Source organism: Acinetobacter sp. SwsAc6, from assembly GCF_013391565.1.
Classification (GTDB): Bacteria; Pseudomonadota; Gammaproteobacteria; order Pseudomonadales; family Moraxellaceae; genus Acinetobacter; species Acinetobacter cumulans.
This window is the reverse complement of the sequence record NZ_JACAXE010000027.1, coordinates 23545-49574: the sequence shown is the minus strand read 5'-3', so window position 1 is coordinate 49574 and position 26030 is coordinate 23545. Positions and strand designations below refer to the sequence as shown.

At 39.1% G+C, this 26030-nt stretch carries 31 protein-coding genes; 9 read left to right on the top strand and 22 right to left on the bottom strand.

The window, feature by feature from the left end; all coding sequences use genetic code 11:
- Nucleotides 1-267: 267 nt before the first annotated feature.
- Nucleotides 268-1416: a toxic anion resistance protein gene (locus HYG93_RS15155; protein ID WP_106986385.1), complete on the bottom strand. Its 1149-nt coding sequence runs from the start codon at nt 1414-1416 to the stop codon at nt 268-270.
- 15 nt (nt 1417-1431) lie between these two features.
- The gene (locus tag HYG93_RS15150) at nt 1432-2223 is read right to left on the bottom strand and encodes a tellurium resistance protein (RefSeq protein ID WP_106986386.1); all 792 of its coding nucleotides are present in this window, start codon (nt 2221-2223) and stop codon (nt 1432-1434) included.
- A 295-nt stretch (nt 2224-2518) separates the two neighbouring features.
- On the opposite strand from HYG93_RS15150, the gene HYG93_RS19510 reads away from it, so the two are divergent.
- Nucleotides 2519-2809 (top strand): hypothetical protein, encoded by a 291-nt coding sequence (locus HYG93_RS19510; RefSeq protein WP_227865882.1) that lies wholly within the window; start codon nt 2519-2521, stop codon nt 2807-2809.
- Nucleotides 2776-4122 carry a hypothetical protein gene (locus HYG93_RS15145; RefSeq protein WP_256733482.1) on the top strand — a complete coding sequence of 449 codons (1347 nt, stop codon included), beginning with the start codon at nt 2776-2778 and terminating at the stop codon, nt 4120-4122. The genes HYG93_RS19510 and HYG93_RS15145 overlap by 34 nt, the downstream gene beginning before the upstream one ends.
- A 61-nt stretch (nt 4123-4183) precedes the next feature.
- On the opposite strand, the gene rnk is transcribed toward HYG93_RS15145, so the two are convergent.
- The 3 genes from rnk to HYG93_RS15130 form a co-directional block, all read right to left on the bottom strand.
- Nucleotides 4184-4588, bottom strand: coding sequence for a nucleoside diphosphate kinase regulator (gene rnk / locus HYG93_RS15140; RefSeq protein ID WP_106986387.1), 405 nt, complete (start codon nt 4586-4588; stop codon nt 4184-4186).
- Between the two features lie 163 nt (nt 4589-4751).
- The gene (gene glyA, locus HYG93_RS15135) at nt 4752-6008 is read right to left on the bottom strand and encodes a serine hydroxymethyltransferase (protein WP_106986388.1); all 1257 of its coding nucleotides are present in this window, start codon (nt 6006-6008) and stop codon (nt 4752-4754) included.
- A 155-nt stretch (nt 6009-6163) separates the two neighbouring features.
- The gene (locus HYG93_RS15130) at nt 6164-7420 is read right to left on the bottom strand and encodes a S9 family peptidase (RefSeq protein WP_178962607.1); all 1257 of its coding nucleotides are present in this window, start codon (nt 7418-7420) and stop codon (nt 6164-6166) included.
- Between the two features lie 468 nt (nt 7421-7888).
- Between HYG93_RS15130 and HYG93_RS15125 the strand changes: the two genes are divergently transcribed.
- The 3 genes from HYG93_RS15125 (at nt 7889) to HYG93_RS15115 (ending at nt 9890) form a co-directional block, all read left to right on the top strand.
- Entirely contained in the window at nt 7889-8587 is a 699-nt protein-coding gene (locus HYG93_RS15125) for an exonuclease domain-containing protein (RefSeq protein ID WP_106986412.1), read from the top strand.
- 99 nt (nt 8588-8686) lie between these two features.
- Nucleotides 8687-9310 carry a hypothetical protein gene (locus HYG93_RS15120; RefSeq protein WP_178962606.1) on the top strand — a complete coding sequence of 208 codons (624 nt, stop codon included), beginning with the start codon at nt 8687-8689 and terminating at the stop codon, nt 9308-9310.
- Between the two features lie 229 nt (nt 9311-9539).
- Nucleotides 9540-9890 (top strand): hypothetical protein, encoded by a 351-nt coding sequence (locus tag HYG93_RS15115; RefSeq protein ID WP_106986390.1) that lies wholly within the window; start codon nt 9540-9542, stop codon nt 9888-9890.
- An 85-nt stretch (nt 9891-9975) separates the two neighbouring features.
- Here HYG93_RS15115 and HYG93_RS15110 read toward each other — a convergent pair whose 3' ends face one another.
- A complete protein-coding gene (locus HYG93_RS15110; protein ID WP_106986391.1) occupies nt 9976-10197 on the bottom strand; it encodes a hypothetical protein in 222 nt (73 codons plus the stop codon).
- 549 nt (nt 10198-10746) lie between these two features.
- Between HYG93_RS15110 and HYG93_RS15105 the strand changes: the two genes are divergently transcribed.
- The 3 genes from HYG93_RS15105 (at nt 10747) to HYG93_RS15095 (ending at nt 13063) form a co-directional block, all read left to right on the top strand.
- On the top strand, nt 10747-11283 hold the full coding sequence (locus HYG93_RS15105; protein ID WP_120366216.1) for a serine O-acetyltransferase: 537 nt from the start codon (nt 10747-10749) through the stop codon (nt 11281-11283).
- 375 nt (nt 11284-11658) lie between these two features.
- On the top strand, nt 11659-12390 hold the full coding sequence (locus HYG93_RS15100; protein WP_178962605.1) for a Fic family protein: 732 nt from the start codon (nt 11659-11661) through the stop codon (nt 12388-12390).
- Nucleotides 12391-12820: 430 nt separating this feature from the next.
- Nucleotides 12821-13063 (top strand): hypothetical protein, encoded by a 243-nt coding sequence (locus tag HYG93_RS15095; RefSeq protein ID WP_125625057.1) that lies wholly within the window; start codon nt 12821-12823, stop codon nt 13061-13063.
- A gap of 334 nt (nt 13064-13397) precedes the next feature.
- Here the strand turns inward: HYG93_RS15095 and arsH are convergent, their stop codons facing one another.
- From arsH to HYG93_RS15030, 13 genes are all read right to left on the bottom strand, one after another.
- The gene (gene arsH / locus HYG93_RS15090) at nt 13398-14102 is read right to left on the bottom strand and encodes an arsenical resistance protein ArsH (RefSeq protein WP_016659428.1); all 705 of its coding nucleotides are present in this window, start codon (nt 14100-14102) and stop codon (nt 13398-13400) included.
- Nucleotides 14103-14111: 9 nt separating this feature from the next.
- On the bottom strand, nt 14112-15152 hold the full coding sequence (gene arsB, locus HYG93_RS15085) for an ACR3 family arsenite efflux transporter (protein WP_004988470.1): 1041 nt from the start codon (nt 15150-15152) through the stop codon (nt 14112-14114).
- An 11-nt stretch (nt 15153-15163) separates the two neighbouring features.
- A complete protein-coding gene (locus HYG93_RS15080) occupies nt 15164-15634 on the bottom strand; it encodes an arsenate reductase ArsC (RefSeq protein ID WP_004988474.1) in 471 nt (156 codons plus the stop codon).
- Nucleotides 15635-15640: 6 nt separating this feature from the next.
- On the bottom strand, nt 15641-15961 hold the full coding sequence (locus tag HYG93_RS15075) for a metalloregulator ArsR/SmtB family transcription factor (protein WP_004988477.1): 321 nt from the start codon (nt 15959-15961) through the stop codon (nt 15641-15643).
- A 195-nt stretch (nt 15962-16156) separates the two neighbouring features.
- Nucleotides 16157-16396, bottom strand: a complete 240-nt coding sequence (locus HYG93_RS15070) for a thioredoxin family protein (RefSeq protein ID WP_004988479.1) — start codon at nt 16394-16396, stop codon at nt 16157-16159.
- Nucleotides 16397-16414: 18 nt separating this feature from the next.
- On the bottom strand, nt 16415-17437 hold the full coding sequence (locus HYG93_RS15065) for a permease (RefSeq protein WP_121594788.1): 1023 nt from the start codon (nt 17435-17437) through the stop codon (nt 16415-16417).
- Between the two features lie 56 nt (nt 17438-17493).
- The gene (gene arsC, locus HYG93_RS15060; protein WP_004988483.1) at nt 17494-17928 is read right to left on the bottom strand and encodes an arsenate reductase (glutaredoxin); all 435 of its coding nucleotides are present in this window, start codon (nt 17926-17928) and stop codon (nt 17494-17496) included.
- A gap of 409 nt (nt 17929-18337) precedes the next feature.
- Nucleotides 18338-18673 carry a carboxymuconolactone decarboxylase family protein gene (locus HYG93_RS15055; RefSeq protein WP_004988488.1) on the bottom strand — a complete coding sequence of 112 codons (336 nt, stop codon included), beginning with the start codon at nt 18671-18673 and terminating at the stop codon, nt 18338-18340.
- Between the two features lie 55 nt (nt 18674-18728).
- Nucleotides 18729-19124, bottom strand: coding sequence for a rhodanese-like domain-containing protein (locus HYG93_RS15050; protein ID WP_004988491.1), 396 nt, complete (start codon nt 19122-19124; stop codon nt 18729-18731).
- A 100-nt stretch (nt 19125-19224) separates the two neighbouring features.
- Nucleotides 19225-20007 carry a sulfite exporter TauE/SafE family protein gene (locus tag HYG93_RS15045; protein ID WP_017395158.1) on the bottom strand — a complete coding sequence of 261 codons (783 nt, stop codon included), beginning with the start codon at nt 20005-20007 and terminating at the stop codon, nt 19225-19227.
- Nucleotides 20008-20072: 65 nt separating this feature from the next.
- Entirely contained in the window at nt 20073-20945 is an 873-nt protein-coding gene (locus HYG93_RS15040; protein ID WP_130132622.1) for an MBL fold metallo-hydrolase, read from the bottom strand.
- A gap of 2 nt (nt 20946-20947) precedes the next feature.
- Nucleotides 20948-21364, bottom strand: coding sequence for a DUF6691 family protein (locus HYG93_RS15035; protein ID WP_178962604.1), 417 nt, complete (start codon nt 21362-21364; stop codon nt 20948-20950).
- Nucleotide 21365: 1 nt separating this feature from the next.
- Nucleotides 21366-21782 (bottom strand): YeeE/YedE family protein, encoded by a 417-nt coding sequence (locus HYG93_RS15030; protein ID WP_106986401.1) that lies wholly within the window; start codon nt 21780-21782, stop codon nt 21366-21368.
- Between the two features lie 120 nt (nt 21783-21902).
- Here HYG93_RS15030 and HYG93_RS15025 point away from each other — a divergent pair, with 120 nt between their 5' ends.
- Complete coding sequence (locus HYG93_RS15025; RefSeq protein ID WP_004984482.1) at nt 21903-22214, top strand: metalloregulator ArsR/SmtB family transcription factor; 312 nt, start codon at nt 21903-21905, stop codon at nt 22212-22214.
- Nucleotides 22215-22470: 256 nt separating this feature from the next.
- Here the strand turns inward: HYG93_RS15025 and HYG93_RS15020 are convergent, their stop codons facing one another.
- The 3 genes from HYG93_RS15020 to HYG93_RS15010 are packed head-to-tail and all read right to left on the bottom strand — an operon-like array spanning nt 22471 to nt 25623.
- Nucleotides 22471-23184, bottom strand: a complete 714-nt coding sequence (locus tag HYG93_RS15020; RefSeq protein WP_004984479.1) for an ABC transporter ATP-binding protein — start codon at nt 23182-23184, stop codon at nt 22471-22473.
- Nucleotides 23177-24400, bottom strand: a complete 1224-nt coding sequence (locus HYG93_RS15015) for an ABC transporter permease (protein ID WP_178962603.1) — start codon at nt 24398-24400, stop codon at nt 23177-23179. Before HYG93_RS15015 ends, HYG93_RS15020 begins: the two co-directional genes overlap by 8 nt.
- Nucleotides 24397-25623 (bottom strand): efflux RND transporter periplasmic adaptor subunit, encoded by a 1227-nt coding sequence (locus tag HYG93_RS15010; protein WP_178962608.1) that lies wholly within the window; start codon nt 25621-25623, stop codon nt 24397-24399. The genes HYG93_RS15015 and HYG93_RS15010 overlap by 4 nt, the downstream gene beginning before the upstream one ends.
- Nucleotides 25624-26030 lie beyond the last annotated feature (407 nt).

Below are 26030 nucleotides of genomic sequence, written 5' to 3'. Positions count from 1 at the left end.
CTTTAAGTTCTTGGCAAATTCTTTGGCTAATGCCAGCATTGCTTCATCTTTCATGGTAAACACCTGTGTTGCCCCTAACAGCGTTGAGGGATAGTCTAAGCGTTTACACAGTTTTATTTACAGTCTCGCGTCACTAAGCCCGTTTCTATCTGTTGCGGACGTACTGCATATTCATCTAAGGGAGGCATATATTCTCCTAAGTATCTGACAATATTGCCTTCCTAAGCAGTAAAATGGCATGACCCTTATGCCATTTATAGAATGCTCTTAAGAACTCTTCGAGCCATTTGAGCTAGTTTCAAGCACCAAATGATTCAAATTATCCTGTAAAGCACGTAAACGGATTGTCGCTTCATCACGTTTTTGCATGCCTTCTTTTTGAATCACAATTACATCATTAACTGTTTTAATGAGGGTATTTTGTACATGTTCAAGGGTTTCAATATCAATTACTGAGCGCTGATTGGCTTTGGCGGTATCTACCGAATTTTGATGTAGCAAGTCTGCATTACGTTTTAATAGATCATTGGTCGCATCATCAATCGTATTAGCCAGTTGCACACTATTCTTTTGTTCTTGCAAAGAAATCGCTAGGCTAATTTGGTTTTTCCATGCAGGTAAAGTAATGTTTTTAATCGCATAAAACTTATCAACCAACATCAAATTATTCGACTGAATAATACGAATCATCGGTAAAGTTTGCATGGCTGATTGTTGCAACACTTGCAAATCACTCACGCGTTTTTCCAAATTATTGGCCAAATGGTTTAAATCATAAATTTTTTGCGTAGTGTTCTGATCTTGCTCTAACGCAGTTAAGCTGGCAATTTCTTGCTGAATATCTTGTTGCTTTAATTTACCTGCCGCAACATAGACACCCAACTGCTTATATTCATCTTGTACGCTATTAAACATGCGATCTAAGGTATCTACACGCGCTTTCAAACCGTTCTGCGAACTTTCAATTTCTTTAACCAATGCGTCAATTTGCTCTTTGGTGGTATTAAAGTGCTGATCAAAACTTTGCTTCGCACCCTTAAACTTATTTAATAAGCCACCCAAAAAACCTGAGTTTTTTGATTTATTTAAAATACTACTGGTATTAAGTTGCTGTGCTACTTGCACCACTTGATTCAGCTTTTGACCCGTTGCATCAAGGTCTTTATTTTGTACCAAACTCAAGAGCTCATCAGTATAGGTAGATGTTTTGGTCGCAATATTTTTACCATATTCTGCAACTGCATTATGGTTTATCTCTGCCAGCTCTTTATGTGCAGTCATGACTTCCTGAAAATCAGCCGGCTTTAAACCCATCCCTTGTAAATCGAGCTGTTTAAATTTTTCTTCTACCACGGTTACAGCAGTTGTTGGGTTATCTTCATTTACAAGCAATTGGAGGTTTTCTGGATGTGTCATAGCGCACCTTACTGATTATGATTTAGAGGATTTCTCTAATGATTTTCTTAAATTTTTAATGAGGGCTTCTCGGCTATTATCAAGTTTTTCCAGTGAACTTGTCGAGTTATTCTGCTGGCTTTGTTTCACATGATACTGCCATGCTGGAATCAGCACCTGCTGCGCCTCTTTAAAACGATCCAACAAACTAAAGGATAATTGCTGTGACAAGTGCATTTGCATAATCGCAATATCATTACTGGCCTGCAAGGTTCTTAAGGTTTGAATCTTTTTTGCTAAGCGTTCAGCAAAACTGTCCAATGGCTGTTGATGATGTGCAAAACTAGGATACTCTTGTGCAAATTCCTCAGCCGCCTGAATATATTTTGCCATTTGCTCACGTAAACCTTGTAACTGACTCAAACGTGATTGCGACTTTTGAATTTCAATTTGTAAATGCTGACTGAGCTGATTAGCATCGCTTAAGGTCTGATCTAGCGTTTTATAATAATCAACCTGATTGGAACCAAACTCTAAATCAATACCTAACCATTTTTGTAAACCGTTAAATTTACGTTTTTTAAAGTATTTTTTTGAGTCAGATAATAATTGGATTAATGTTTCAATCTGTTGACTCAATTTTTGTGTCAAATGTGGATCTACACCATTTAAGAGCACTGACTGAGCTTGAATAATTGCATCGGCATAATGATTCAAACGATATTGATCATTTAATATGGGGACCAGCTCGTTACATTTGACCGACAGCGCTTCCTCAGAAGATACGGCTATCTCTGTTAAAGGGACCAACACATCGACTTGAGACATAAATCATTAAACTCAACAAAATCATTTTTATACTAAGGCTTTTAACAGGCTTTTGATGTAGTTTTTTGCAAAACTTCTAACCTTCATTTGAGCTATGCTGTTCCACTATTTTGCCCTTCACCCCTACATTTAAGCACACATAATACTGTCTTAATTCAAGCTCAGCATGTGTTTAGATTTTTCGATTATTTATCGACTTAGCATCGATTTAATTTAATAAAAAATATTCCAATCGTGCACCTATTTTAAAAACACTCTTTTATACTCATATTAAAATAACACTAAAAGAATCATCATGATAACAAACCACTTCAACAATCCAGTAGATTCTACTTTATCTGCAACCAAACGCATGCAACACATCCGCAGGCATTTTCAGGATACTCAAAATCAGCATGAATTTTATATTGCAAATGCTTTTAATACGGTCAATTTAGATCAAAGCTTTACTAGCTTTCAGCGTCTTGATCAATTATTTACAGCCTTTAAAAAACAAGTGGGAACATTGGATATTCAACATAATGCTGAAGCTAGCCAGTTAAACACAGCCTTATGTTACTGGCCAGCCATTTGGGTCAATTTTTAGCTGAGCGCACTGCAAGCACAGAGCAATGGTTCAGTCGTGAAGAACTCAATCAAAATCTTCCTCAAAGCGATGTATCTTTACCTAAATCATATTTATACGACTTTGCATTGGTTTTATCTCATAAAATTGTGTTTCCACTTCTTGTGATACATCAGTATTTTAAACAAGATGACATTGCGCTCAGTTTGAGTCAGCATGTTGAAATAGAATTACTTAATCACACCATCATCAGTGGTGAAAGTCGGCTAAAAATTGCCGAAGAAATGCATGCGCTACAAAAGATGTATCAAAACCAATATCCTCTACCCAATGGAAGCCCTTATTTAAAACTAGTAGAAATATCACAACTCGACTATTCCCTTAAAAGCCTTGAACGCTTAGATGATTTAATGCGTGAAATGCGTCAAAACTATATTATTTCTGCAGAAAAATTTTTAACTGAAGAAAGCAATTATTACTTCATTTTATATTTAAGTGGTTATTTAGGCCGAGTTATTGCTCAACATGCAGGAACGTCTTTACGCTGGCTCAATCCAGCACAAGCAAGCCAACTCATAGGACAAGAGATTCAAGCTCAATTACCTACTGCACGTATTGCTCATATTCATAATCGCGTATTTTTTACCACGGGCCATATTTGTGATTTTCTTTTTGCACCGATGATTCAAACCAGTTCAACACAATATGCACAACAGATTATTAACGAGATTTTAAACATACGTAACCCCATGTACCTCGCCCAGCCATCTACTGAAATTGCATATAAAAACTCGCCTTATCATGATGCTTTATACCAAGCTGGGGAATTAATCGCTTACGTTTTTCAATTTATTCATGGTGTTATGCCAAGAACAAACCCTGATGACAACATGACGCCAACCAGTTTTCCGCCAGGTCATACATTTATTAAGCACATGGATGGCCCAGATCAAGGCTTAAAACAATTGGAACAGAATCCTCAAAATTACCCATTTAATGTACTTGCCTATGAAATGTATGCATGTTTACCTCATATTCGTACAGATGCTTTTGCTATCCACATACGCCAATACGGCGCACATGCAATGAACTTACAATTGGTGATTCCTTATTTTTCTGTATTTGATTATCGTGGCTTTTCTATTATCCAGCCTTATTTAAATGCCTGCGACGCCATTACTGACAGTGCAATGCCAAATATTTTATCTGCAATGCAAGCCTTATTTGATGGTATAGAGGGCTTTGAAGCACCCCTCCCTACAGAACGAAAAGTTTGGGCCAAGTATTATCAACCACAATTACACCCATATCCGCAAGGTTTTGCTCAAAACTAAATAAAAAAACTCCAGATCATAAATCTGGAGTTTTAGTTTTCACCTAGGCCATACAAGCAGCTTATAAATAGTTGCCTTCCCGTTCTGGCTGGTATAGCACCTTTTCAATTTTTACTTTCATAATGTGACCGTCTGGTTGTGGCCACTCTATTTCTTGACCTTCCGCTAAACCTAAAATTGCAGCGCCAATGGGAGCAATGACATTCACCTGCCCTTTTTCAGCTTTAAAGTCATGTGGATATACCAATGTTATTTCGGTTGCTTCTATTGATGGTGCTATCGTAATTAAAACTTTTGCATTCATGCTAACCACATTAGGTGGTACATCCTGTGGTGCAACTACATCTGCACGTGCTAATTCATCTTCAAGATGTTTCATTGTCAATGTTAGTTCAGACTGATGCTCTAACATTGTTTCTAAACGATGTAGATCTTGTTCAGAAAGAATAATATTAGGTTTATTCATCTATGAAGTTCCTTCAGTTTTATTAGACCACGCCAAGGCAGTGGTCTTCATGTTCTTGTTATCACTCATTCATTTATAACAGAAATATAAAGGTTTAGATAACATTCGAGTTTTTTCATGCCATAAAAAAAGCCCCCTTGAGGGGGCTTTTCTCAAGTATGACTTATTTCGCGTAAACAGGGAATTTAGCGCAAACTGCAGCCACTTTTTCTTTCACTGCAGCAATTACCGCTTCATCACCTTTGCTATCTAAGATGTCAGCAATCCAACCAGCAAGCTCACGTACTTCAGCTTCGCCGAAACCACGAGTTGTTACAGCTGGTGTACCAATACGGATACCAGAAGTTACGAATGGAGAACGTGGGTCGTTTGGTACAGAGTTTTTGTTCACAGTAATGTGAGCAGCACCTAACCAAGCATCCGCTTCTTTACCTGTAATATCGCCTTGTTTGATTAAAGACAATAAGAACAAGTGGTTTTCAGTACCACCAGAAACAACATCGTAACCGCGAGCGATCAACACTTCAGCCATTGCTTTCGCGTTTTTAACCACTTGTTGTTGGTAAGTTTTGTATTCAGGCGCCATTGCTTCTTTAAAGCAGATCGCTTTAGCCGCTACAGCGTGAACCAATGGACCACCTTGGTTGCCTGGGAATACAGCTGATTGTAATTTTTTCTCAATTTCTTCGTTTGCTTTCGCAAGGATTAAGCCAGAACGTGGGCCACGAAGTGTTTTGTGCGTAGTCGTAGTCGTTACGTCAGCAATTTGTACTGGGCTTGGGTAAACGCCAGCAGCAACAAGACCAGCAACGTGAGCCATATCTACAAATAGGTAAGCGCCAACTTTGTCCGCGATGTCACGGAAACGCTGCCAGTCAACAATTTGGCTGTATGCAGAGAAACCAGCAACGATCATTTTTGGTTTGTGTTCTTCAGCTAGACGTTCAACTTCTTCATAGTCGATTTCGCCAGTTTCAGGGTTTAAACCGTATTGAATTGCATTGTATGTTTTGCCAGAGAAGCTAACTTTTGCACCGTGAGTCAAGTGACCACCGTGAGCCAAGCTCATACCCAATACTGTATCGCCTGGGTTAAGAAGTGCTAAGTAAACAGCAGAGTTTGCTTGTGAACCAGCATGTGGCTGAACGTTTGCATAGTCAGCGCCGAAAAGTTCTTTAGCACGATCAATCGCTAACTGTTCAATCACGTCTACATATTCACAACCGCCATAGTAGCGTTTGCCTGGGTAGCCTTCAGCATATTTGTTTGTAAGTTTTGAACCTTGTGCTTCCATTACAGCTGGTGAGCAATAGTTTTCAGAAGCGATCAGCTCAATGTGAGCTTCTTGGCGCGCATCTTCGTTCGTGATGGCTTGAGCTAATTCTGGGTCAAATTGAGCAATTGAAGTATTGGCAAACATTAGCGAGGTCCTATGAAATGTAGGGCTTTTAAGCCGTGCTAAGATTGGCGCGTATTGTAGCATGAAGTTTTATAAAGTAGAGAATGAACTTCGTACTGTTTGCAATAAAAAATGCTCATCTTTATTCTAAAAATGAGCATTTCAGTTAAATTAACTTATTGAATTGGCATTAGAGATTGCACATCTTTCACAATATTACCCAAATTTAAAGAATAGGCTGTAATGTGATCCCACTTACTTGTCTCTGGAAGAGCATCATCCGTTTTATAACTAATCGTTGTACCTGCAGGTGCTGACTTCACCAAAGTGTCCGTCACTTGGCGTGGTACAGTTGGATCCAGTGTTCCTTGGTAAATAATAATCGGGGTTTTAATAACGGTTTTTAGTGGCTGTGAACCATTGACCAAAAAGTCCTTTACTTCAGGAACATTCGTCATGAAATCTGTCTGTGTTCGTGGGTAATTTGTCAGATTCATATTGAGTTGAAAATATTGCCCCATTGCCCCACCTAAAGCATCCCCCAATTTATCAGAGCATAGTGATTCTGCTTTTGCAACAATTAAATCTGTGGGTGATTTAAAGACTTGGTTATATTGCAAATTCGGATACTGATTTTTTAGCCCTGCTGTAATCAAAGATGTAAAAGTATCTAAAGAAGCGAGCGTTTTAATTATTTCTGTTGGATCTGTCATATTTTTAGTAGAACCTTCCCCTAAGGTTAGTACAGAACCAAGGAACGATGCTGGTGCCACAGCAATTGCCCCTTTATAATTGAGTTGTGCACGTGATGCATATTGTGCTGCACCTAAGGCCGCTTGCCCTCCTTGGGAATGTCCAACGACCAGCCATCTATTTTCTGTGGTATTGCCCAGATAATTACGCGCAGCAACCACCGCATCTGTAATTGAAAATGCTTCACTTTTTAAATTTAAAAATGGATGCGGTTCACGGCCACTCGGCTCACCAAGTCCTTCATAATCAGGCGCAACCACTGCATAACCTGCAGCCAAAAGACCTTGTATTAAATATTCATTGCCTTTTAAGCCCTGTTGACTCGGTGCACACATATCTGCCACACCCGTAGTTCCATGTGCCCAAGCAACAATCGGCCATCCCCCTGCAGGTTTAACTGTCTTTGGCGTGAAAACTAGAGCTGTTGCTTGCGTCTCTTTTCCATTTACACCTAACATTTTATACGTCATCAATAACTTGTCTGAACTAACAGACGCTAAAAGATTATCTGCTGTTTGACTAGCATCGGTATAGCCTGTTGTTTTAACCACTGGAGCTACAATATTATTTTTAGGGACTCCATCATCAATGACATAAGTGGACTCACCACCATCACCGCCACCACATGCCGTTAATAAAATAGAACTGCCGATTAACACAGCTAAAACATGTTTTTTCATTTTGAGCCCTTCCTTGTTGTTGTTTTCATCTTCTGATTTTATATATACCCTGTCAGTGCTCACCAACACAAGAGTATTTAAGATCAATGACAGCTTGGCTGTTATAGATCCACGCGCCTTATCAAAATCATCAAAATAATCTGCTCGCATTTAAAATGCTCATTGATCAGATGAGCTGATAAAATCATGTTTGACTAAAGATCTGAATAAATTCCATTCCAGAGCCATCTTTACCGCGCTGATCACTAGCACCTATATGTTGTATTTAGCATCACATTTTTCTAATTTTTTTGTTCGATCTTCTTTTAATTCAATGTACTCAGCTACATTATGCTCAAAAATGCGCAGAGATTGAGTTATATTTTCAGCAAATACTGGGCAATATCAGGTCATTCAGTGCAGTTTGGTTTGTCAGTATTCTCTGCAAATGATAGATTGAGCATATTCATTTTGCTTTTGGATTTGGGCATGCAAGCCATTATTCTTGATACAGAAACACATACATTAAATGGTCAGCCCATTGAAATTGCATACGCTCCAATTGAAATCCAAAATGGCAAACTCAGCTTAGACAAAACAAAAGTTTTTGATCAACTCTATTCAGTTGATGAGCCAATTTCATTTGCGGCAATGGCTGTGCATCATATTTTAGAATCAGACTTGGTTGGTATGCCTCATTACAGTAGTTTTCAGCTACCGAAAGAAACCAACTATATTATTGGCCATAACATTGATTATGATCTTCGCGCTTTAGAAAAGTGTGGTGTAGATACTTCAAATCTTAAAGCCATTTGTACACTTGCCCTAGCACGTCGTGTGTGGCCAGATGCAGAAGCACATAATATTTCTGCACTCATTTATATGATTAGTAAAGGTAGTGAAAAAGCACGTGAAATGATTCGCAAAGCACACCGTGCGGATATGGATATTATTTTAACAGCAAATATTTTGATGCATATTGTGCACCAACTCAAAATTAATGATTTGGAATCGCTTTATACCATTTCAGAAGATGCCCGCATTCCACGTAGTATTAATTTTGGTAAACACCGAGGTACTGCAATTTCTGAACTTCCGGCAGACTATGTACAGTGGCTCATGCGTCAAGAGGATTTAGACCCGTACTTACGTAAAGCTTTGGAAAATTCCTCAGTAAGCACACTATAAAATTGTTAAAAATCAAATAACCATTCATCAAACTGTCATTTTAGTGTAATTTTCACACAATAGGATATGCCTTAATTTATTGGGGGAATAAATTAAGGTATGTCTCGTTTTTATAAAACCGAATTTGGTTTTCGCACCATCAAATTACGTGATTTAGCATTAAATGCCAAACAACGTCAACTCTTGCTACTTATTGGATCAGATGACTTCAATGCAATGAATCCATCAATGCAACATCGAATTGCCAAGCCTGAATTAATCCAACAACTATTAGAATTAGGTCTAATACATACTAAAGGATCATTACACACCGCGACAGATACGCCACCGACAATTCAAAATACGTCAACTGAAACACCAATACCAACTTCAGAGCTTCCAAGCCAACTGCATGAACCAGTCATATATAATGATCAAACTTGCGTAATAACGGACACTATGCCACTGAGACGATCTAACTCAAATGACAGTAATCTGGTACGTATGCATGCTTCAAGCTTAAATGAACTAAAAGAGTTTATGACTCAACAGCTTCAACAATACTGCGGACTGATGGCGAAACGATTAATTGAAAAAATTCACAATACACAACATCCAAATGAATTAAAAACGTGCCAAATGCAGTGGATGACGCATTTACAAGAATCACGCATTCAGCCTGCACAGCTCAATATGGCCTTAAAATATGTGAATTCCAGTATGTATACCTTAGCTTCGAATTGAGCCAATCAATTTAACTTTAGCACTTCACTGTTAGAGCTTTTATATTATTTCTTATTTATAAAAGCTCTCATTTTTTATACTTGTGACTGCTGAAAACTTTTAATTTGGCTAAAATAGGATTAATTCTATGCAAATAAGCGAAAGTGGCATTTCATGCTACGACTTAATGCTAATGGGGTTTTATTTTAATATTTGGCATAGATAGCATAGTTTTTTAAGAGCATGACGCATGGCCGTTTTATTTGAGTTTGACCCTTTTGACCATCCGACTCAATTGAGTAAAATTGGTAATTGGGTGATTACCTTTTTAAGCCCTGCTGATGAACAGCAAGACATTCAACTGGCTATTACGTATGTTTTGCCACGACAAGCCAATGATCAATTACAGGCACGTCGTATTATTATCAATAGCACGGCCAATGAACAACGCTGGCTTATTGAAAAAATTGAATGCTTTGACAGTGCTCAAAATACTGAACTTGATTTGTTACCAACAACGCCTGAAGCACAACAAGTCTTAGATACAGTTATTCAAGAATTTGCACGTTATGATGTCCAACTACAGCTCATCAATGAATAAACCAAACTGGCAACACCTATAAATATTAAAAAGCTCCCTACATAGGGAGCTTTTTAATATTCATTCCACTGATGATTGAATCAATTTAAGCTTCAATCACTTTATAAATACTGGATGAGTTTTGGCTTTCATACAAAAATTCAATGCTGGGTTGAATCATTTCACCATTCACAAAAATATGATCAATATGTTGAAATACAGGTGTGCCAGCCTCAGCTTGCTCCATTAGACGCGTACTCAAAACTGCTTTTGCATCAAGAATTTGGCTATATTGATCTTTCACTTTAATATCAATCATTTTTATCATTTCCCTACTTCCTTCTTCAATTATTAACGTCGTCTAGCTATTTAGGTTTATATCACATGACAAAAAATCAACCACAAAGAAAATGTTAGATTTCATGGCAATGTAACTTTTCTTAATTTTAAAAATGATATATCAATGACATAGTTTGAATAAATTAATATTGTATGACAATTCTTATATAAATCTGACCCATCAGTTTTCACTTTATATACATTCATATATTAAAAAAGCCCGCACATTGGCGGGCTTTATGTTGGAAGGCTAGTGCTGATTGTATTGTTTGAACTAGCAAACTCAAAACGAGCTGTCATTGATCCGTCCAACTACTTTGTAGCGTCTACTTTATGTTTCGACCTACTGTAAAATCAATATATGCCTGTAACAGATTGCCCGCAAGTAGCTGTGACACTTCCATACATTTGTACAAATAAACAGCAATTGTTTTATTTTCATTTTAAGAGAACAATTGCTTGCTTATTTTTAACTATAATCAATTTGCAAACTGTATATTGACAGCCCTATCTCTAATATTGTGTAGTGAATTTAACCATGTTATCCAAACTTATTTTAAGTGACCTCTATCGCTACTGTGGTAACACCAGTTGGAAGTCGTTTATTAAAAATTATTTGTTTAACCGTGGTTTTAATTTTAGTGTTTGGTTGCGTCTTGCCAGTCCTCAATCGCCTTGGCGCAAAGTGGCCTACCCTGTTTTTTATTATAAAAAGAAGAAATACAGTATAGATATCCACTGTACGACTCAAATTGGCTATGGGCTGTATATCGGACACGGCGGCCCGCTGGTCGTCAACCCGACAACCATTATTGGTAACAATGTCAATCTTTCTCAATTTACGACTATTGGCGCCAATGGTGGCAAACAAGCAGCAATCATTGGAGACAATGTCTATATAGGTCCCAATGTCTGCATCATCGATGATGTCCATATTGGCAATAATGCAACCATTGGCGCAGGCAGTGTCGTCACTAAAGATATTCCTGAAAATGCAACAGCCGTGGGTAACTATGCCAAAGTCATTCATTATAATAATGCTGGAACATCTGTAAATCGGCGCTGGGATATTTAGAAATAAGAAAAGAGCCAATATTGGCTCTTTTTTAAATTTGGTGCGCTCAGCGCGCACCGGAATCTGCTGCTATCATATTGTTTTATATTGATAAAAACAAAAGTCCATTGAGCTTTACCGTAAAAAATACCGTATAAATATTATTTACTTTTTTCATATTGCTAATTTGAAATTTATTGACCAAATTTTGATCCAAATCAGATTTAGTGTATTGAATCACTTAGAAATCTTGTTCAAATCCTAATTCAGGATTTGAAATGATGTACTGATTATATCAATATTAAAAGCACCATAAATAGGAATGATATAACATATCATTTCTTCAATATTCTTTTTTGATGTATCATTCTTTTAGACACATCCAGGGACAAGGTAATGTTTGAAATTATTGATGATTTAAAAAATAAATTAGATCAGCATCGCCCCCTATCACCAGCTATAGAAAAAAATTTACAAGAAGATCTTATTGTACGATGGACCTATCATTCGAATGCAATTGAAGGCAATACACTTACATTGCTAGAAACAAAAGTCGTGTTAGAAGGCATAACTGTCGGTGGGAAGGCATTAAGAGAACACTTCGAGGCAATTAACCATAGAAACGCTATTTATTACGTTGAAGATATTATTCGAAAAGAAGAACCATTTTCTGAATGGCAAATTCGCAATATCCATCAACTCATTTTAAAAAATATTGATGATGATAATGCTGGCCGCTATCGCCAACAAAATGTCCTAATCTCTGGTGCCACGTCTACCCCGCCTGATTACACATTATTAAATGACAAGATGGCTCAGCTAGTTGATTGGTATAGTAATGACGCACATAAATTTCATCCTATCGAACGTGCAGCCAAAGTACATGCTGATTTTGTAGGTATTCATCCATTCATTGATGGCAATGGCCGTACATCACGTCTATTGATGAATCTTGAATTGCTTAAAGCTGGTTATCCCCCTTGTGTAATAACAGTTGAAAACCGATTGGCCTACTATGAGGCCCTAGATCAATGGATGGCTTATGGAAAAACTGAAGCATTTATCCAGTTGGTTTCTGAAGCTGTACTTGAAGGATTTAAACCTTATCAAGTTGTATTGGGCATTTAATCGGCTTGATCGGTGTATTGATCCCTAGTACTAGATACCATCCACAATTGCATCTAAAATCATTTGTAAAATAAACTCATTAGATGCTGTAACACTGAAGATATGAGCGGTACAAAGAATATCGCTAGTGACTCATAAATCCGTGGTGATTTACTCAATCAATTTCAATCTGATGAGCGAACAGATTCTGTCTATACTGAGTTGTACGACACTATAGGCTGTAAATCAAAAACCTTTAGACTCAGCATTAAAAGCTTTTTTAATAGTTTTTCCTCCAAATCTATCCAATAAGATTTGATCTACAACATTTAGTTCAATAATACTCAACGCAGCATCTACCCAAAGTACCCGAAATGCAACTGTCATCAATTTGTAATAAAAATCGATTATATCTCGTGTGATAATGCAACTTTTATTTGCGAGTTTATAAATGTCAGACAAAATCAGCTTAGACTATTTAAATGAACTCATTCGTAATGCTGAGAAAAAAGATAAAAAAATTGACAAGATCTTATTAGGCTATAAGGCGTATTATTTTTTTATGTCTGACAGCGAATTCCATAAAGAAGTCACTAACTCTGCCCTTTCACCAAGTAAACGTAAATATAAAAACTATAAAATCAAAGTGACTCAGGACGAATATCAAATTGATTTAAAATTTAAGGAAAAATAAGCAGGATTGCTCTAATTCCCAGGTTTAAACTCTTTATTTATTGACAGCCATTATGATTAAAGCATCAAAAAAGACAATCTAGACATTAGATGACCTGTTGTACTTAAGATCGTTACCCGCCAATTCAACATCATCTGATACAATCAAAATAACGTTTCACGTATCCTGTGAACTCCTGTTTTCTGACCAAATAGCACTCCGATAGTGTCCTCTTAAAATTTATTGGACACTATCGTGGTATTAATGAGTTAGAAAAGTGGGGCTCAGCGGATGCTTACGATTAAACAAACGATCGAGCCATCCGTTACCCTGCTCACACCATGACGAATCAGCTTTAAAGATTACGCTGATTGACTCGTTTAGACAGTTCTTCAGCCGATTCTTTTCGCTCCGAATAACGGTTGGTCAAATAGGCACTCTGACCGCGAGTCAGCAAAGTAAACTTGTATAGCTCTTCCATTACATCAACAATACGATCATATAGCGATGAAGGCTTCATCCGTCCTTCCTCATCAAACTCCAAAAAGGCTTTAGGAACAGAAGACTGATTTGGAATCGTGATCATCCGCATCCAGCGCCCAAGAATTCGCATCTGGTTTACACTGTTAAAAGACTGTGATCCACCGCTCACCTGCATCAAAGCCAGTGTTTTACCCTGCGTAGCACGAATTGCTCCTCCAGCAAGTGGAATCCAATCAATCTGTGCTTTGAAGATTGAGCTCATCGAACCATGCCGCTCAGGCGAACACCAAACCATGCCTTCAGACCAAGCCAACAATTCATGCAGCTCTTTAACCTTTGGATGTTCCAGATCACCATCTTCAGGTAAAGGTAAACCTTTGGGATGAAAGATTTTAACCTCACAACCAAAACGCTCAAGAATTCGCCCAGCTTCCATCACAGCTAGGCGGCTATATGAACGCTCTCTGTTTGAGCCATATAGCAATAAGATACGTGGTGGGTGACTTAGTTCTTTAGCCTGCACTTCCGCAAAAGTTGGTGTCGGTAAAAGATCAGATTCAAGATTAGGGAGTGTCATCTTTGCCTCTTAAGAATTTGGATAATATTTTTTCTTCAGCCACAAGGATACGCTAACCAGTGCAATCAGCACGGGCACTTCAACCAATGGGCCAATAATCGTAGTAAAGGCAATTGGTGAAGCCAAACCAAAGGTAGCAATCGCAACGGCCAACGCTAACTCAAAATTGTTACCTGCTGCGGTAAATGAAATTGCGGTGGTTTTGGGATAGTCATTCCCCATCCACTTACTCATGAAAAAGCTGACAAAGAACATCACGACAAAGTAAAGCGTCAATGGAATTGCAATCCGCAACACATCCATTGGCAAACTCACTACATCACCGCCTTTCAAGCTAAACATGGCTACAATGGTGAATAACAAGGCCAATAAGCTGAGTGGACCAATTTTGGGTAGAAACTGATTCTGATACCAGTCCAGACCTTTGGCTTTCACTAAAGATAGACGCGTCAGGAAGCCCATCAGGAATGGAATCCCCAAGTAGATAAGGACAGCATTGGCAATGGTCCAGAAATCAACATTGATGACATTCCCTTCTATCCCAAAAAATGGCGGCAGATAGGTCAGGAAGAACCAGGCATAACTGCTAAAGAACAGAATCTGAAAAATGCTGTTAAATGCGACCAATGCAGCACCGTATTGATTGTCCCCGCATGCCAGTCCATTCCAGATCAGTACCATGGCAATACAACGCGCCAAGCCAATCAGAATCAGACCTGTCATGTATTCTGGGTAATCACTCAAGAAGACTATCGCCAATACAAACATCAGCACTGGCGCAATCAGCCAGTTCTGAATCAGAGAGAGCGCTAATGTTTTTTTATCCTGAAATACTTTGGGCAAAGCTGCATAATCTACTTTGGCTAATGGTGGATACATCATCAAAATCAAACCAATCGCAATTGGCAAGTTGACTGAATTTACACTCATTGCGTCCAATGCGACGGATGCTTGTGGAAATACCACCCCAATCGCAACACCCAGTGCCATGGCCACAAAAATCCATAGCGTCAGGTTGCGATCCAAAAAGGATAATCCTGGTTTAGACATGATCTGCTCGCTTAAAGATGGGAAATTTGATTAATTTCAGCAATAAGCTGAGGACGGCTCATGTGATGGGTATCTAATGCAAAAAGTGCATCTAAGCGTTTGTTGATATGTTCTACAGTACTTAAAAATGCCTGTAATTTTTCTTGTTCAGGCAAATCTAAATGTGATGGATCTGATAGACCCCAATGTGCTTTGATTGCTCCTCCTAAATACAATGGACAAGCTTCTTGTGCTGCCGCATCACACACGGTGATGACGACATCGGGCTGATACTGTTCACAAGCATCAATCGTTTTACTCGACAAACCTTCGGTAGACAAACCCAGGTTCTGTAAAGTCTGAATGGTTAACGGATGAACTTGGCCAGAAGGTTTACTTCCAGCGCTATAAGCTACCCAACCTTCAGGCGCTCGACTATTAAACAGAACTTCAGAAAGAATACTGCGACAACTGTTACCCGTGCACAGAAACAAAAATTTCATAAAAACTTACTCGCAATGGCTCTGAATCGATAGAGCTGAGGGATCAAATAACACGGGAACATTGCTACGTTTAAGTGTATTCAGAATTTCAAAGCACCATTCAGGTAGTTGTGGGTTAAGACTGTAATACACCCACTGCTTTTGCCGACGGTCATTCAGCAAACCACTTGATCTTAACAGAGCTAAATGCCGTGAAATTTTTGGTTGGCTTAACTGGAGTTTATCTGTCAAATCACAAACACATTGCTCTTCGTTTTCTGCGATAAGCATGACAATACTGAGACGTGTTTCATCAGATAAACATTTAAAAAACTGAACGTGGTCCATAACTGCTCCCATTCTATTATGCAAATATACACATATCCATATATTCAGTAAAGAGTACTCATTATAAAAGTATACTCATATCCGTATATGCTTGCCAGAAAGGGAAAAATTTAAAACTTCTTAACATCTCAAGACACAAATAAAAAAGACCCGTGGCTTATGCCACAGGTCTTTTTTACAGTTTTCCACATACACTTATTTATTTTTTTCAATCAACTCCACAATGGCTTGTGGTTCCAAAACTTTGCCACTTGAAACGATTTGATTATCTATGATCAGACCTGGCGTACTTAACAACCCTGTTTCAGCAATTTGCATCATATCAGTTACATATTCAATTTCTGCCTGAACACCCGTACTTTTTACAGCTTCTTCAGTTGCAGCCAATAAGGCTTTGCATTTACGACAACCTGTTCCTAAAACTTTAATTTGCATCTTTATTCTCCACACTTTTTATAAAAACCAATAACCCAAAGTATTCAGGCTATAACCAACAATCAAGATTCCCACAAAAACAATCCCTACAAACAGGCTCAATAAACGGGTTTTCATCACTTGTTTTAACAAGATTAGCGATGGCAGAGAAAGTGCGGTGACCGCCATCATAAACGCTAAAACCGTCCCCAAGCCAACGCCTTTAGTCACAAGTGCTTCTGCAATCGGCAAGGTGCCAAAGATATCCGCATACATTGGCATTCCGACAATCGTGGCAATCATTACGGAATACCAGTGTTCCTGACCAAGTAAGGCGGTAATCCACTGCTCAGGAATCCAGTTATGAATTGCCGCACCAATCCCGACACCTATCAAGACATAAAGCCAGACCTTACTAAAAATGTCTGTCACCTGTTCCCAAGCAAATGTACGCCGCTCTTTTGCAGTCATGCTGAAATCTTCATCGTCACCTGAGATTGTTTGATGATGAGTCACAAATTCAGCCACATACTTTTCCATTTTCAAGTAGCTGATTAATGACCCGCCGATGACTGCCAGCACTAATCCAAGTAACACATAGACCAATGCAATTTTCCAGTTAAAGATACTCGCCAATAAAATAATTGAAGCCAAGTCAACAAGTGGTGATGAAATCAGAAAGGAAAAAGTGACGCCTACCGGAAGTCCTGCACGGGTAAAACCAATAAACAACGGAATGGAAGAACATGAACAAAATGGCGTAATAGTACCGAGTAATGCCCCCATGATATTGGCTTTGATTCCTGTCATCCGACCTAAAATCAGCCGAGTACGTTCTGGAGGGAAATAGCTTTGAATATAAGATAGTGTATAGATCAACACTGAAAGCAGAATAAAGATCTTGAATACATCATAAATAAAGAAATGGACACTACCACCCAACCGGGTTGCAACGGATAAACCAAATACATTTTCAACGAACCAGCGCACCCCATCCGAGAGCCAGGTCATTTTAAGTAGAACATCATTTAACCAAGCAAAAATTGCGACAATGTTCTCCATTTAGATCTCCTGCTTTACACTGATACAAAGTCCAACAGCGTTAGGGGTTTCACCTTTTATTTTAAGCGTCTGCCTTGCTCATCAATGATGACTTCACCATCTTCTTTAGCGAAAGCTTTTAATTGCGGCAAAGGTAGAATATCTAGCACTACTTCAGATGGGCGACATAAACGAGTGCCCAAATCTGTCACGACCAAAGGACGGTTAATCAGGATGGGATGTTCAAGCATAGCATCAAGCAATTGCTCATTTGTCCAGTTCGCATCGTCTAAATTAAGTTCAGTATAAGCATCTACATTTTTGCGTAACACATCACGAACACTTAAACCAGAGTCCTGAATCATTTTAATCAGCTGATCTTTTGATGGTGGCGTAATCAGATATTCAATTACTTCTGGTTCGATCCCCGTGTTGCGAATAAGCGCCAAAGTGTTACGAGACGTGCCACAGGCAGGATTATGGTAAATTTGAACTTTTGGCATTTGATCCATGAGTATAATCTCTTAAACAGACAGCCTTTTATATATGAATATTCGAATATACGCAATATGGAATATATGATTAACTACAAGTACTAATAAATAAGAAAAGCTCCTGAATCAATCAAAAACCTCCCATTTAGGTATTTCTGAAACGGTGTCAATTAAATTAAGAAGCTAAAGCTTCTTTTCGGATTCTCAACTCACATTAGGAACATCCCTCATCTAACAAACTGCTCCTAGTCAAATAAAGGATATTCCTCCCCTCACCCTCTGCTATAGCAAGAGTTTTTCCCACAATTGGAACCTGATCTGCTATCTGTTGAATAAAATGATTGGGCGAAATGCCATACAGATCCTGTGTTTGCGAATAAAGATTATCCCAGTGCTGATTCATATCGTTTCCCAATGATTGAAAAAATTAAGCTGTGAATTCTTTAAATGCTTCCAATGCATTAGCGGCATACATCAATGAAGGACCGCCCCCCATATAAACTGCAACACCAAGCACTTCCTCTAATTCTTGCAATGTCATTCCCATTTTGACTAGGGTTCTGACATGAAAACCGATACATCCATCACATCGTGCTGCAACACCAATCGCTAAGGCAATCAGTTCTTTTGTTTTAGGATCAATAACACCATCTCGCATTGCAACTTGTGACAATTGATTAAAACTTTTCATTAAATCAGGAGAATCCTGCGCTAATGTCTTTAAACTGCCTGAAATATTTTGAGTTAATTCTTTGTACTTCATGATTTTCTCACTTGAATGTCCATAAACTTAAGTTAGACTTAAAATAGAAATCTAGTTATTTCTCTACTGGATAACCCTGCTCTAGCCATGCTTGGAATCCACCCTGAACAGATTTCACCTGAGTAAATCCCATATTCTGTAAAGTATCTGTAGCCAGAGCTGATCGGCCACCCGTCCCACAAATCAAATAAATCGGCTGATCTTTAAGATATTCTAGTGCTTGCAAGGTATCGCAATGATGGCTCGCCACAGGATGCTGGTGAATTCTCATTTCTAAAACACCACGAGGATAATTCACGGCTCGGTCTATCGCTGCCGCCTGAAATTCATCCGGTTCCCGAACATCAATCAGAATGGTTTTATGGTTTTTCATGGCTTCAAGTAAGCCGTCTACCGTCACTTCTTGAATTCGGTTTTTTGCCATTGAAATTAATTGTTCTGCTGTTTTCATTACTCTTTACCTCTTCCGATCTTTAGAAATCTGGTCTCTGATTAAATATTCATGTCTTTAAAATGCAGTTTTTAAATTTGGCTCTAATCTCTTGCTTGTATTAAGTTATGATGACTGTAGAAATTAAATAAAATGCTACGCTTATGACAGTTATGGCAAAAACCTTTTGGATTTGACTATTCTTAACTAAAGGCATCAAACTTCGACCAATCAACATCCCAGCCATGCAAGCTAAAACGAAAGTCAGCGTGACCGAAACGGGGTATTGAAAACCATCTAAAATATGAGCTGAAATGCTGACACCACCTATCAGGAAAATAATCATCAACGAGGTCGCAACAATACTGCGCATATCAAGATCAGTTACTTTACTCAGTGCTGGAACAATCACGAATCCCCCACCTACCCCAAGCAAACCAGTCAATAAACCTGCCACGACACCAATGGCACCGAGAGACAATGCAGTTTTCATGTTCCAAATCAGACGACCAGTTGTTTGGTTAACTTTACACAGCACACCTGTATGGTCATTCACTTTTTTAAAAAAAATCCGGTAAGCAACCACGAGCATGACTAAACTGAATGCTAAGGTAAGCCATACAGGAGAAATTATTCCTCCCAGATGCACACCATAACGTGCTGAAGGAATGCTAATCAGTGCAATCCAAAGCGCAGCCCGATAGCGTACTATCTTCTTAAATAAGCCTTCAAATGTTCCAACCAAGGCAGATAAAGTGACTGCAAGCAAGCCAACAGGTGCAGCTTGTGCGACCGTCCATCCTTGACTTGCCATCAGTGCGGGTACGGCCAGAATGCCACCACCAGCACCGGTTAACCCAAGCAAACCACCGATGGCCAGTCCTTCAAGTATTAGCATCCACATCGCTACTGCCCCCCTCTATTACCAAACCAATTAAACAAAACTTGTTGTTTAATCTTAAAATTTGCCTATTTGAAGTAATTCAGTGGAAGTTTTAAATAAGAAACACCATTCTCTTCGGGTTCAGGGAATTGTCCTGCTTTCATATTGATCTGTATCGAAGGTAAAATCAGTTTGGGCATACTTAAACCCGCATCGCGCTTATTACGCATTTCAACAAAATCATCTTTGGTCGTGCCGTCGTGAATATGGATATTCTGATTTTTTTGAGTCTGAATATCCGTTTCACACATATAGGTATCGCGCTTTTCTGGCAAATAATCATGGCAGAGAAATACACGTGTTTTCTCAGGCAGTTGATACAAACTTTGTATTGAATCAAAAAGGATTGATGCGCTTCCCTTCGGGAAATCACAGCGCGCTGTTCCATAATCTGGCATGAATAAGGTATCACCCACAAACACGGCATCACCGATGACATAACTCAGGCAAGCAGGCGTATGTCCCGGTGTTGGAATGTTATAGGCATTCAATGTTCCGATTTGGAACGACTCATGATCTTCAAATAAATAATCAAAGAGCTGCTGGGCATTCCATTGTTTAATATCCAGATGATAAATCGCACCAAAGGTTTCCTGTACAATGCCAATTTTCTGGCTCATGGTAATTTTGCCACTTAACTCAGCTTTGAGATATTGTGCAGCAGTCAGATGATCAGCATGTACATGGGTTTCGAGAATCCACTCAACCGTTAAACCCTGCTCTTTAATATAGGCAATAATTTTATCGGCATGAATAGTTGATGTACTTGCTGATGCCGGATCATAATCCAGAACGCTATCAATAATGGCGCAGGCTTTAGTCGCAGGATCACGTACAACATAACTGAAGGTATTGGTATCTTCGTGAAAAAAATCTTTTACTATAGGTAAGTTTGACATCGTTAAGCTCCTGACCATTTACGGTGAATCCATACACCCACCAACATTGCTACAATAAAATAGAGCACTTGATAGTGGCCCAAACCGATCAAGGTAAAACTTGGTGCCGGACAGATGCCGGCAATGCCCCAACCTGCACCAAATAAAACCGCACCCATGATCAGCTTCTTATCTATCTGATTATTTTTAGGTAAATCAATAGGTTCATTAAATACTGTTTTCGGTTGTGCCGTACGTAATACTTTCTGGAAAGGAATAAAGGCCACCGCAATCGCACCCATCATGACAAAGGCCAGACTAGCATCCCAGTCACCAAACAGATCCAAGAAATCGAGTACTTTTTCCGGATTGGACATACCCGATACCATCAACCCCACAGAGAACAGTGCACCAAATAAAAAGGCAAACAGATTTTTCATTTTAGAATGCTCCTGTGATATGACGGATAATATAAACAGCGACAAAACCTGCAAACATGAAAGTCATGGTCGCGATGAAAGAACGTTTAGACATGCGACTGATGCCACAAATTCCGTGACCACTGGTACAGCCCGAACCTAAGCGCGTCCCAAAACCCACCAGCAGACCTGCCACAATCATCATCAGTGGGCTGGCATTCAATTCGATTTCAGATTGTACAAACAGACCATAAATAAACGGTGTGAGAATCAAGCCTGATAAAAACCAGATTGCAGGTGTTTTAAACATGGTTTTTGAGTTTAATACTTGCCCAATCAAACCACTGATTCCTGCAATACGGCCATTGACGTAAAGATAGCCAACCACGGAAAGCCCGAGCATTAAGCCGCCAATAAATGCGATGAGGAAGTCATGCATGATGAATTAATCCCTACATAATATACTTTTTTATATTATATAATTAAAAATATTAATCAAGCAGTTTTATGGTAAATTATGTAAACTGCACGGGCTACATCAAAAGTTGTGAGGACATTTATGGATATGATTGCTGAAAATGCCAAAATTGATTTTTCTCAAGTCGATTTCGTCAGCCAATGCCTGAAAGTTTTGGCCAATCCTGATCGCCTGAAAATCTTATGTGTCCTGGTGGATGGGGAAATGAATGTTCAGGAAATTGAAGAATCCACTGACATTCATCAACCTACACTTTCACAACAACTGACTGTCCTACGTAAGGCTGACATGGTCAGCACACGACGTGAGGGTAAACAGATTTTCTATCGTCTGAGTGATCCCAAGGTCTTAAGTTTGATGCAAAAGCTGTACGAGCTGTATTGTGCGAATTAATCCGCTTAGTACAGCCAAAAAGAAATGATCAGAAGCAGTAAACCTTTGTTTTTTTAATACTCTTAATATGGAAAAATCTTGTACTCATTTTTTCTCTAGATTAGATTTAGTGAACTAAATCTGAAAAATATTTTATTCAAATTACACAGGGTTATAATTTATCGATTTACAAGTTTGTTCTTATATCGTGCTAGAATTTTGAGGTCTACTCAATGTTTTGAACTGCTTTTACCAGAAGAGTGATCTACATTCCGGCTCATTCCATCTCGTGTTTGGAATCACTCTGAATTCTCCCATCCACCAAATTAATGGTTCGATCACAGGTCGCCGATAATCTAGGATCATGAGTCACCAATAAGACTGCACAGTCATGTTCGCGATGTACTTTACGAAATAATTCAAACATTTCCGCAGCAGTTTGAGTATCCAGATTACCTGTCGGTTCATCGGCCAACAATAGTGCAGGCTGAGTAATCAGTGCACGTGCAATCGCTACGCGTTGCTGCTGCCCTCCAGAAAGCTCATTGGGTTTACGGTCAGCGAACTTATCTAACCCTACAGCGGCCAATAATTCATGGGCATATTGCAACGCAGATTGATCTGGCTTACCTTGCTTCAGCATTAATGGCATGAGTACATTATGTAAGGCAGTAAAAGCCTGTATAAGATGATGGAACTGAAACACAAAACCTATACTATTGCCTCGTAATGCTGTCCGAGCCGTATCATCCATACGGCTTGTAGCCTGCCCCAACAAGTACAACTCACCACGACTAGGCTGATCTAATAAGCCGAGAATATTCAGTAAAGTACTTTTGCCTGAACCAGAAGGACCAATTAATGCAGCAAAGTCATTCCGTTGAATACACAGGTCAATTCCATGTAATACCTCCACTTCATTAGGTTGCCCAACATTGTAAGACTTTCGCAATGCTTCTAAACGCAGTACTTCCTGAGATGGATCAAACATGACGAATTGCCTCCACAGGATCAAGTGCAGCAGCCCGACGAGATGGTATTGCAGCAGCCAAAATACCTGTCACTGTCGCCAAGAATAATGCCGACAAGATAAGCTTGATTGAAATCGAAATATAAAACAAGCCGGGACCAAACTGATTAAACCCCCAGATTAGACCATAACTGACAACACTACCAAGCATCGAACCAAGCAGACCAAAAATTGCTCCCTGAAATAAGAAAACTCTTAAAATTTGCGCTTGTGTAGCTCCAGTTGCACGTAAAATACCGATTTCCCGAGTCCGTTGCACCACACTCACCGACATCACACTGGCAATGCCAAAAGCGACTGAAATCCCTACAAAAATAATAATCATGTTGGTCGAAAGGCTCTGAGCAGTAATCGCATTCATTAACTGAGCATTGGTTTCAATCCAGCTTTCTGCTTTTAATCCAGTCAGGCGTCCAACTTGTGAGGCAACTTGATCCGCCTGAAAAATATCTTGGATCGTCAGATCAATCACGGTGACCCCACCCGGCAAATTAAGTAAAGATTGCGCCTGTTTCAAATCCAGATAGACATAGCGCGCATCCAATTCACGCACCCCCAGTTCAAATATTCCAGAGATGTTCACCACTGCATTTTTCTGTTGCCCAGTATCTAATCTTAATTTGCTCCCGACTTGCACACCCAAATCTTTGGCTAATTGACGCCCAATTAATACATTATCCGCACTGACCCGTAATTCACCACTCACCATATATTGCTTTAACGGAATAATCTGTTGATAACGTTCAAGATTGATACCAACCAAAGCAACCGATTGAATTGCCTCTCCACGCTGTACAAATGCAGGACCAGAGATCACAGGAGAAACCGCCGTCAACACGGGCAACTGATCTAAAGTCTCAGTAATCTGCTGCCAATTATTAATAGAGCGTAAGCGTTGTGCACGCTGATCTTCTAGTAACAACTGAAGTGTTCCTGCTGCTGGTGGCACAATATGATTCACCTCATCTGGTGAGAGCAAACGAATATGCGCTTGTGTCCCTAAAGTCCTTTCTACAATATTCGATTGTAAACCCTGAATTAAGGCGCTAATGAACACAATGACCGCTACCCCCACCGCGACGCCAATGGTAATCATCATCGACTGTGTGCGACCCTCTCGCAAAAAACTGATTGCGATGGTCCACTCGGTCCAAAGTCGCCTAAAAAAGTTTTTCAATCGAATTTCACCGGTAATTCATTTTTGCTATTTTTCTGATCCGTTTGACTCTGGAAAACACGTTTAGTTTTCTCTATTCGGACACGAGTTCCATCTTTAAGCACTGATTCTGCATCGGTAAGGACGTGATCACCTTCTTTCACTCCAGCTACAACTTCAGACATAACCAAACCACGTAAACCCAGTGTGATGGGATGACGTTGAATTTTTCTATCTCTTACTAAAATAACCATAGCCTTGTTTCCACTTATACTGCTTAAAGCATCATTTGGAATGACCAGGGTTCGCTCGCGCTTGTTGGTTTCAACATTTACCGATACCGTCATGTCTTGACGCAAAAAATCAGGGACTGGATCAACTGTTAATCGAACGTCTATTGTGCCACGTTGAGCATCAATACTTGGGGCAATAAAATTAATATGGGCAGGAAAAGGTTGATCTGGATAGGCATCCGTAATCACTGATGCTTTTTGTTGTAAAGCCAGCAGTGGTAAATTTCGCTCATCAAATGGCACTCGTATTTCAGTCGCGCCATCCAGTGCAATAGTGAAGAGAGTCTGACTCGGTTGTACCAAATCCCCTGGCTCAACATTACGGGTTAAAATAATACCTGAAACTTCTGCGCGAATTTTGGTCTTGGCGAGTTGCGCTTGAAGTGCAGCGAGTCGTTCACGTAATTTTGTCTCTTCAACTTTATCTGGGGCAAGTGAAGCAACTTTTAATCGAGCTGATTCCAAATTATTACGGGCGAGTTTTTCTGCCTCTATCGATTTCTCCCTTTCCTCTGCTGATAATATTCCTAATTCGGTATTTCGTCTGCGTACCGCCTCTCTTTGAGCCTGTTCTAATTGCACTTTGGCATTCGCTAAATCGAATTCTGCTTGCGGACGTCTAGTGGTTGCGAGTTCCTTTAATTCAGCTTCTGCCTGCCGCACCTGCGCTGAAATTTCATCAGATTTCAGTACTAAAAGAACATCCCCTCGAGAGACCCGATCTCCCTCTTGAACCAAGCGCTCAAGAACAACCCCTGTAATTTCACTACCAATCTGAGTCCGAGATACTTTCTCTACCCGTCCTGAAGCAACAACTGTCTGAATCAATGGACTAGATACGACTTCATAACTAGGTAACAATGGTCCTTGCCACCAGCGATATATAGCAAAACTGACGAGCAAAACCAGTAGTATGATCATGATCCAAGGCTTATAACGGGTAACAAGCAATTCCATTCTCCAAGCCAGATTTAAGAAAAGTTTTTGAATTGAATAATTAATGTCTAGTTAAATATATATGAAAATTTAGTTACAACACACCAAATTAAAAAAGCACACCATTTTTATTAAATTATTTTCTCTTACTGTTATAGTTTTTTCATAATTTTGATTAAAAAAACAAACAAAAAATAAACCTATATTTCTATATATTTCATAATTTTATATAAAATAATAACACGTTTTAGACTTTAACATTCCAGCTATCAATAACGTAATACATAGCCATATTTAGTAAAGTAGCTGTGATGGCGTCAATTGAACTCAGACCATAAATCAATGATTTTAAATATTAATTTGTATAATCTGGAAATTTTTTACCCAATTTTTACCCAAATTAGATTTAGTGTATTGAATCC

Coding starts and splice junctions, on each gene's coding strand:
- HYG93_RS15115 (WP_106986390.1), top strand. CDS start 9,540: ATGGCCGTTTTATTTGAGTTTGACCCTTTTGACCATCCGACTCAATTG.
- HYG93_RS15070 (WP_004988479.1), bottom strand. CDS start 16,396: ATGCAAATTAAAGTTTTAGGAACAGGTTGTCGTAAATGCAAAGCCTTA.
- HYG93_RS15145 (WP_256733482.1), top strand. CDS start 2,776: ATGTTACTGGCCAGCCATTTGGGTCAATTTTTAGCTGAGCGCACTGCA.
- HYG93_RS15155 (WP_106986385.1), bottom strand. CDS start 1,416: ATGACACATCCAGAAAACCTCCAATTGCTTGTAAATGAAGATAACCCA.
- arsC (WP_004988483.1), bottom strand. CDS start 17,928: ATGGATCAAATGCCAAAAGTTCAAATTTACCATAATCCTGCCTGTGGC.
- arsB (WP_004988470.1), bottom strand. CDS start 15,152: ATGTCTAAACCAGGATTATCCTTTTTGGATCGCAACCTGACGCTATGG.
- HYG93_RS15020 (WP_004984479.1), bottom strand. CDS start 23,184: ATGTTTGATCCATCTCAGGAAGTACTGCGTTTAGAAGCATTGCGAAAG.
- HYG93_RS15025 (WP_004984482.1), top strand. CDS start 21,903: ATGGATATGATTGCTGAAAATGCCAAAATTGATTTTTCTCAAGTCGAT.
- HYG93_RS15080 (WP_004988474.1), bottom strand. CDS start 15,634: ATGAAATTTTTGTTTCTGTGCACGGGTAACAGTTGTCGCAGTATTCTT.
- HYG93_RS15045 (WP_017395158.1), bottom strand. CDS start 20,007: ATGTGGATGCTAATACTTGAAGGACTGGCCATCGGTGGTTTGCTTGGG.
- HYG93_RS19510 (WP_227865882.1), top strand. CDS start 2,519: ATGATAACAAACCACTTCAACAATCCAGTAGATTCTACTTTATCTGCA.
- HYG93_RS15040 (WP_130132622.1), bottom strand. CDS start 20,945: ATGTCAAACTTACCTATAGTAAAAGATTTTTTTCACGAAGATACCAAT.
- HYG93_RS15050 (WP_004988491.1), bottom strand. CDS start 19,124: ATGAAAACAGCAGAACAATTAATTTCAATGGCAAAAAACCGAATTCAA.
- HYG93_RS15125 (WP_106986412.1), top strand. CDS start 7,889: ATGCAAGCCATTATTCTTGATACAGAAACACATACATTAAATGGTCAG.
- HYG93_RS15150 (WP_106986386.1), bottom strand. CDS start 2,223: ATGTCTCAAGTCGATGTGTTGGTCCCTTTAACAGAGATAGCCGTATCT.
- HYG93_RS15110 (WP_106986391.1), bottom strand. CDS start 10,197: ATGATAAAAATGATTGATATTAAAGTGAAAGATCAATATAGCCAAATT.
- glyA (WP_106986388.1), bottom strand. CDS start 6,008: ATGTTTGCCAATACTTCAATTGCTCAATTTGACCCAGAATTAGCTCAA.
- HYG93_RS15030 (WP_106986401.1), bottom strand. CDS start 21,782: ATGCATGACTTCCTCATCGCATTTATTGGCGGCTTAATGCTCGGGCTT.
- arsH (WP_016659428.1), bottom strand. CDS start 14,102: ATGACACTCCCTAATCTTGAATCTGATCTTTTACCGACACCAACTTTT.
- HYG93_RS15075 (WP_004988477.1), bottom strand. CDS start 15,961: ATGGACCACGTTCAGTTTTTTAAATGTTTATCTGATGAAACACGTCTC.
- rnk (WP_106986387.1), bottom strand. CDS start 4,588: ATGAATAAACCTAATATTATTCTTTCTGAACAAGATCTACATCGTTTA.
- HYG93_RS15065 (WP_121594788.1), bottom strand. CDS start 17,437: ATGGAGAACATTGTCGCAATTTTTGCTTGGTTAAATGATGTTCTACTT.
- HYG93_RS15105 (WP_120366216.1), top strand. CDS start 10,747: ATGTTATCCAAACTTATTTTAAGTGACCTCTATCGCTACTGTGGTAAC.
- HYG93_RS15100 (WP_178962605.1), top strand. CDS start 11,659: ATGTTTGAAATTATTGATGATTTAAAAAATAAATTAGATCAGCATCGC.
- HYG93_RS15055 (WP_004988488.1), bottom strand. CDS start 18,673: ATGAAGTACAAAGAATTAACTCAAAATATTTCAGGCAGTTTAAAGACA.
- HYG93_RS15120 (WP_178962606.1), top strand. CDS start 8,687: ATGTCTCGTTTTTATAAAACCGAATTTGGTTTTCGCACCATCAAATTA.
- HYG93_RS15035 (WP_178962604.1), bottom strand. CDS start 21,364: ATGAAAAATCTGTTTGCCTTTTTATTTGGTGCACTGTTCTCTGTGGGG.
- HYG93_RS15095 (WP_125625057.1), top strand. CDS start 12,821: ATGTCAGACAAAATCAGCTTAGACTATTTAAATGAACTCATTCGTAAT.
- HYG93_RS15130 (WP_178962607.1), bottom strand. CDS start 7,420: ATGAAAAAACATGTTTTAGCTGTGTTAATCGGCAGTTCTATTTTATTA.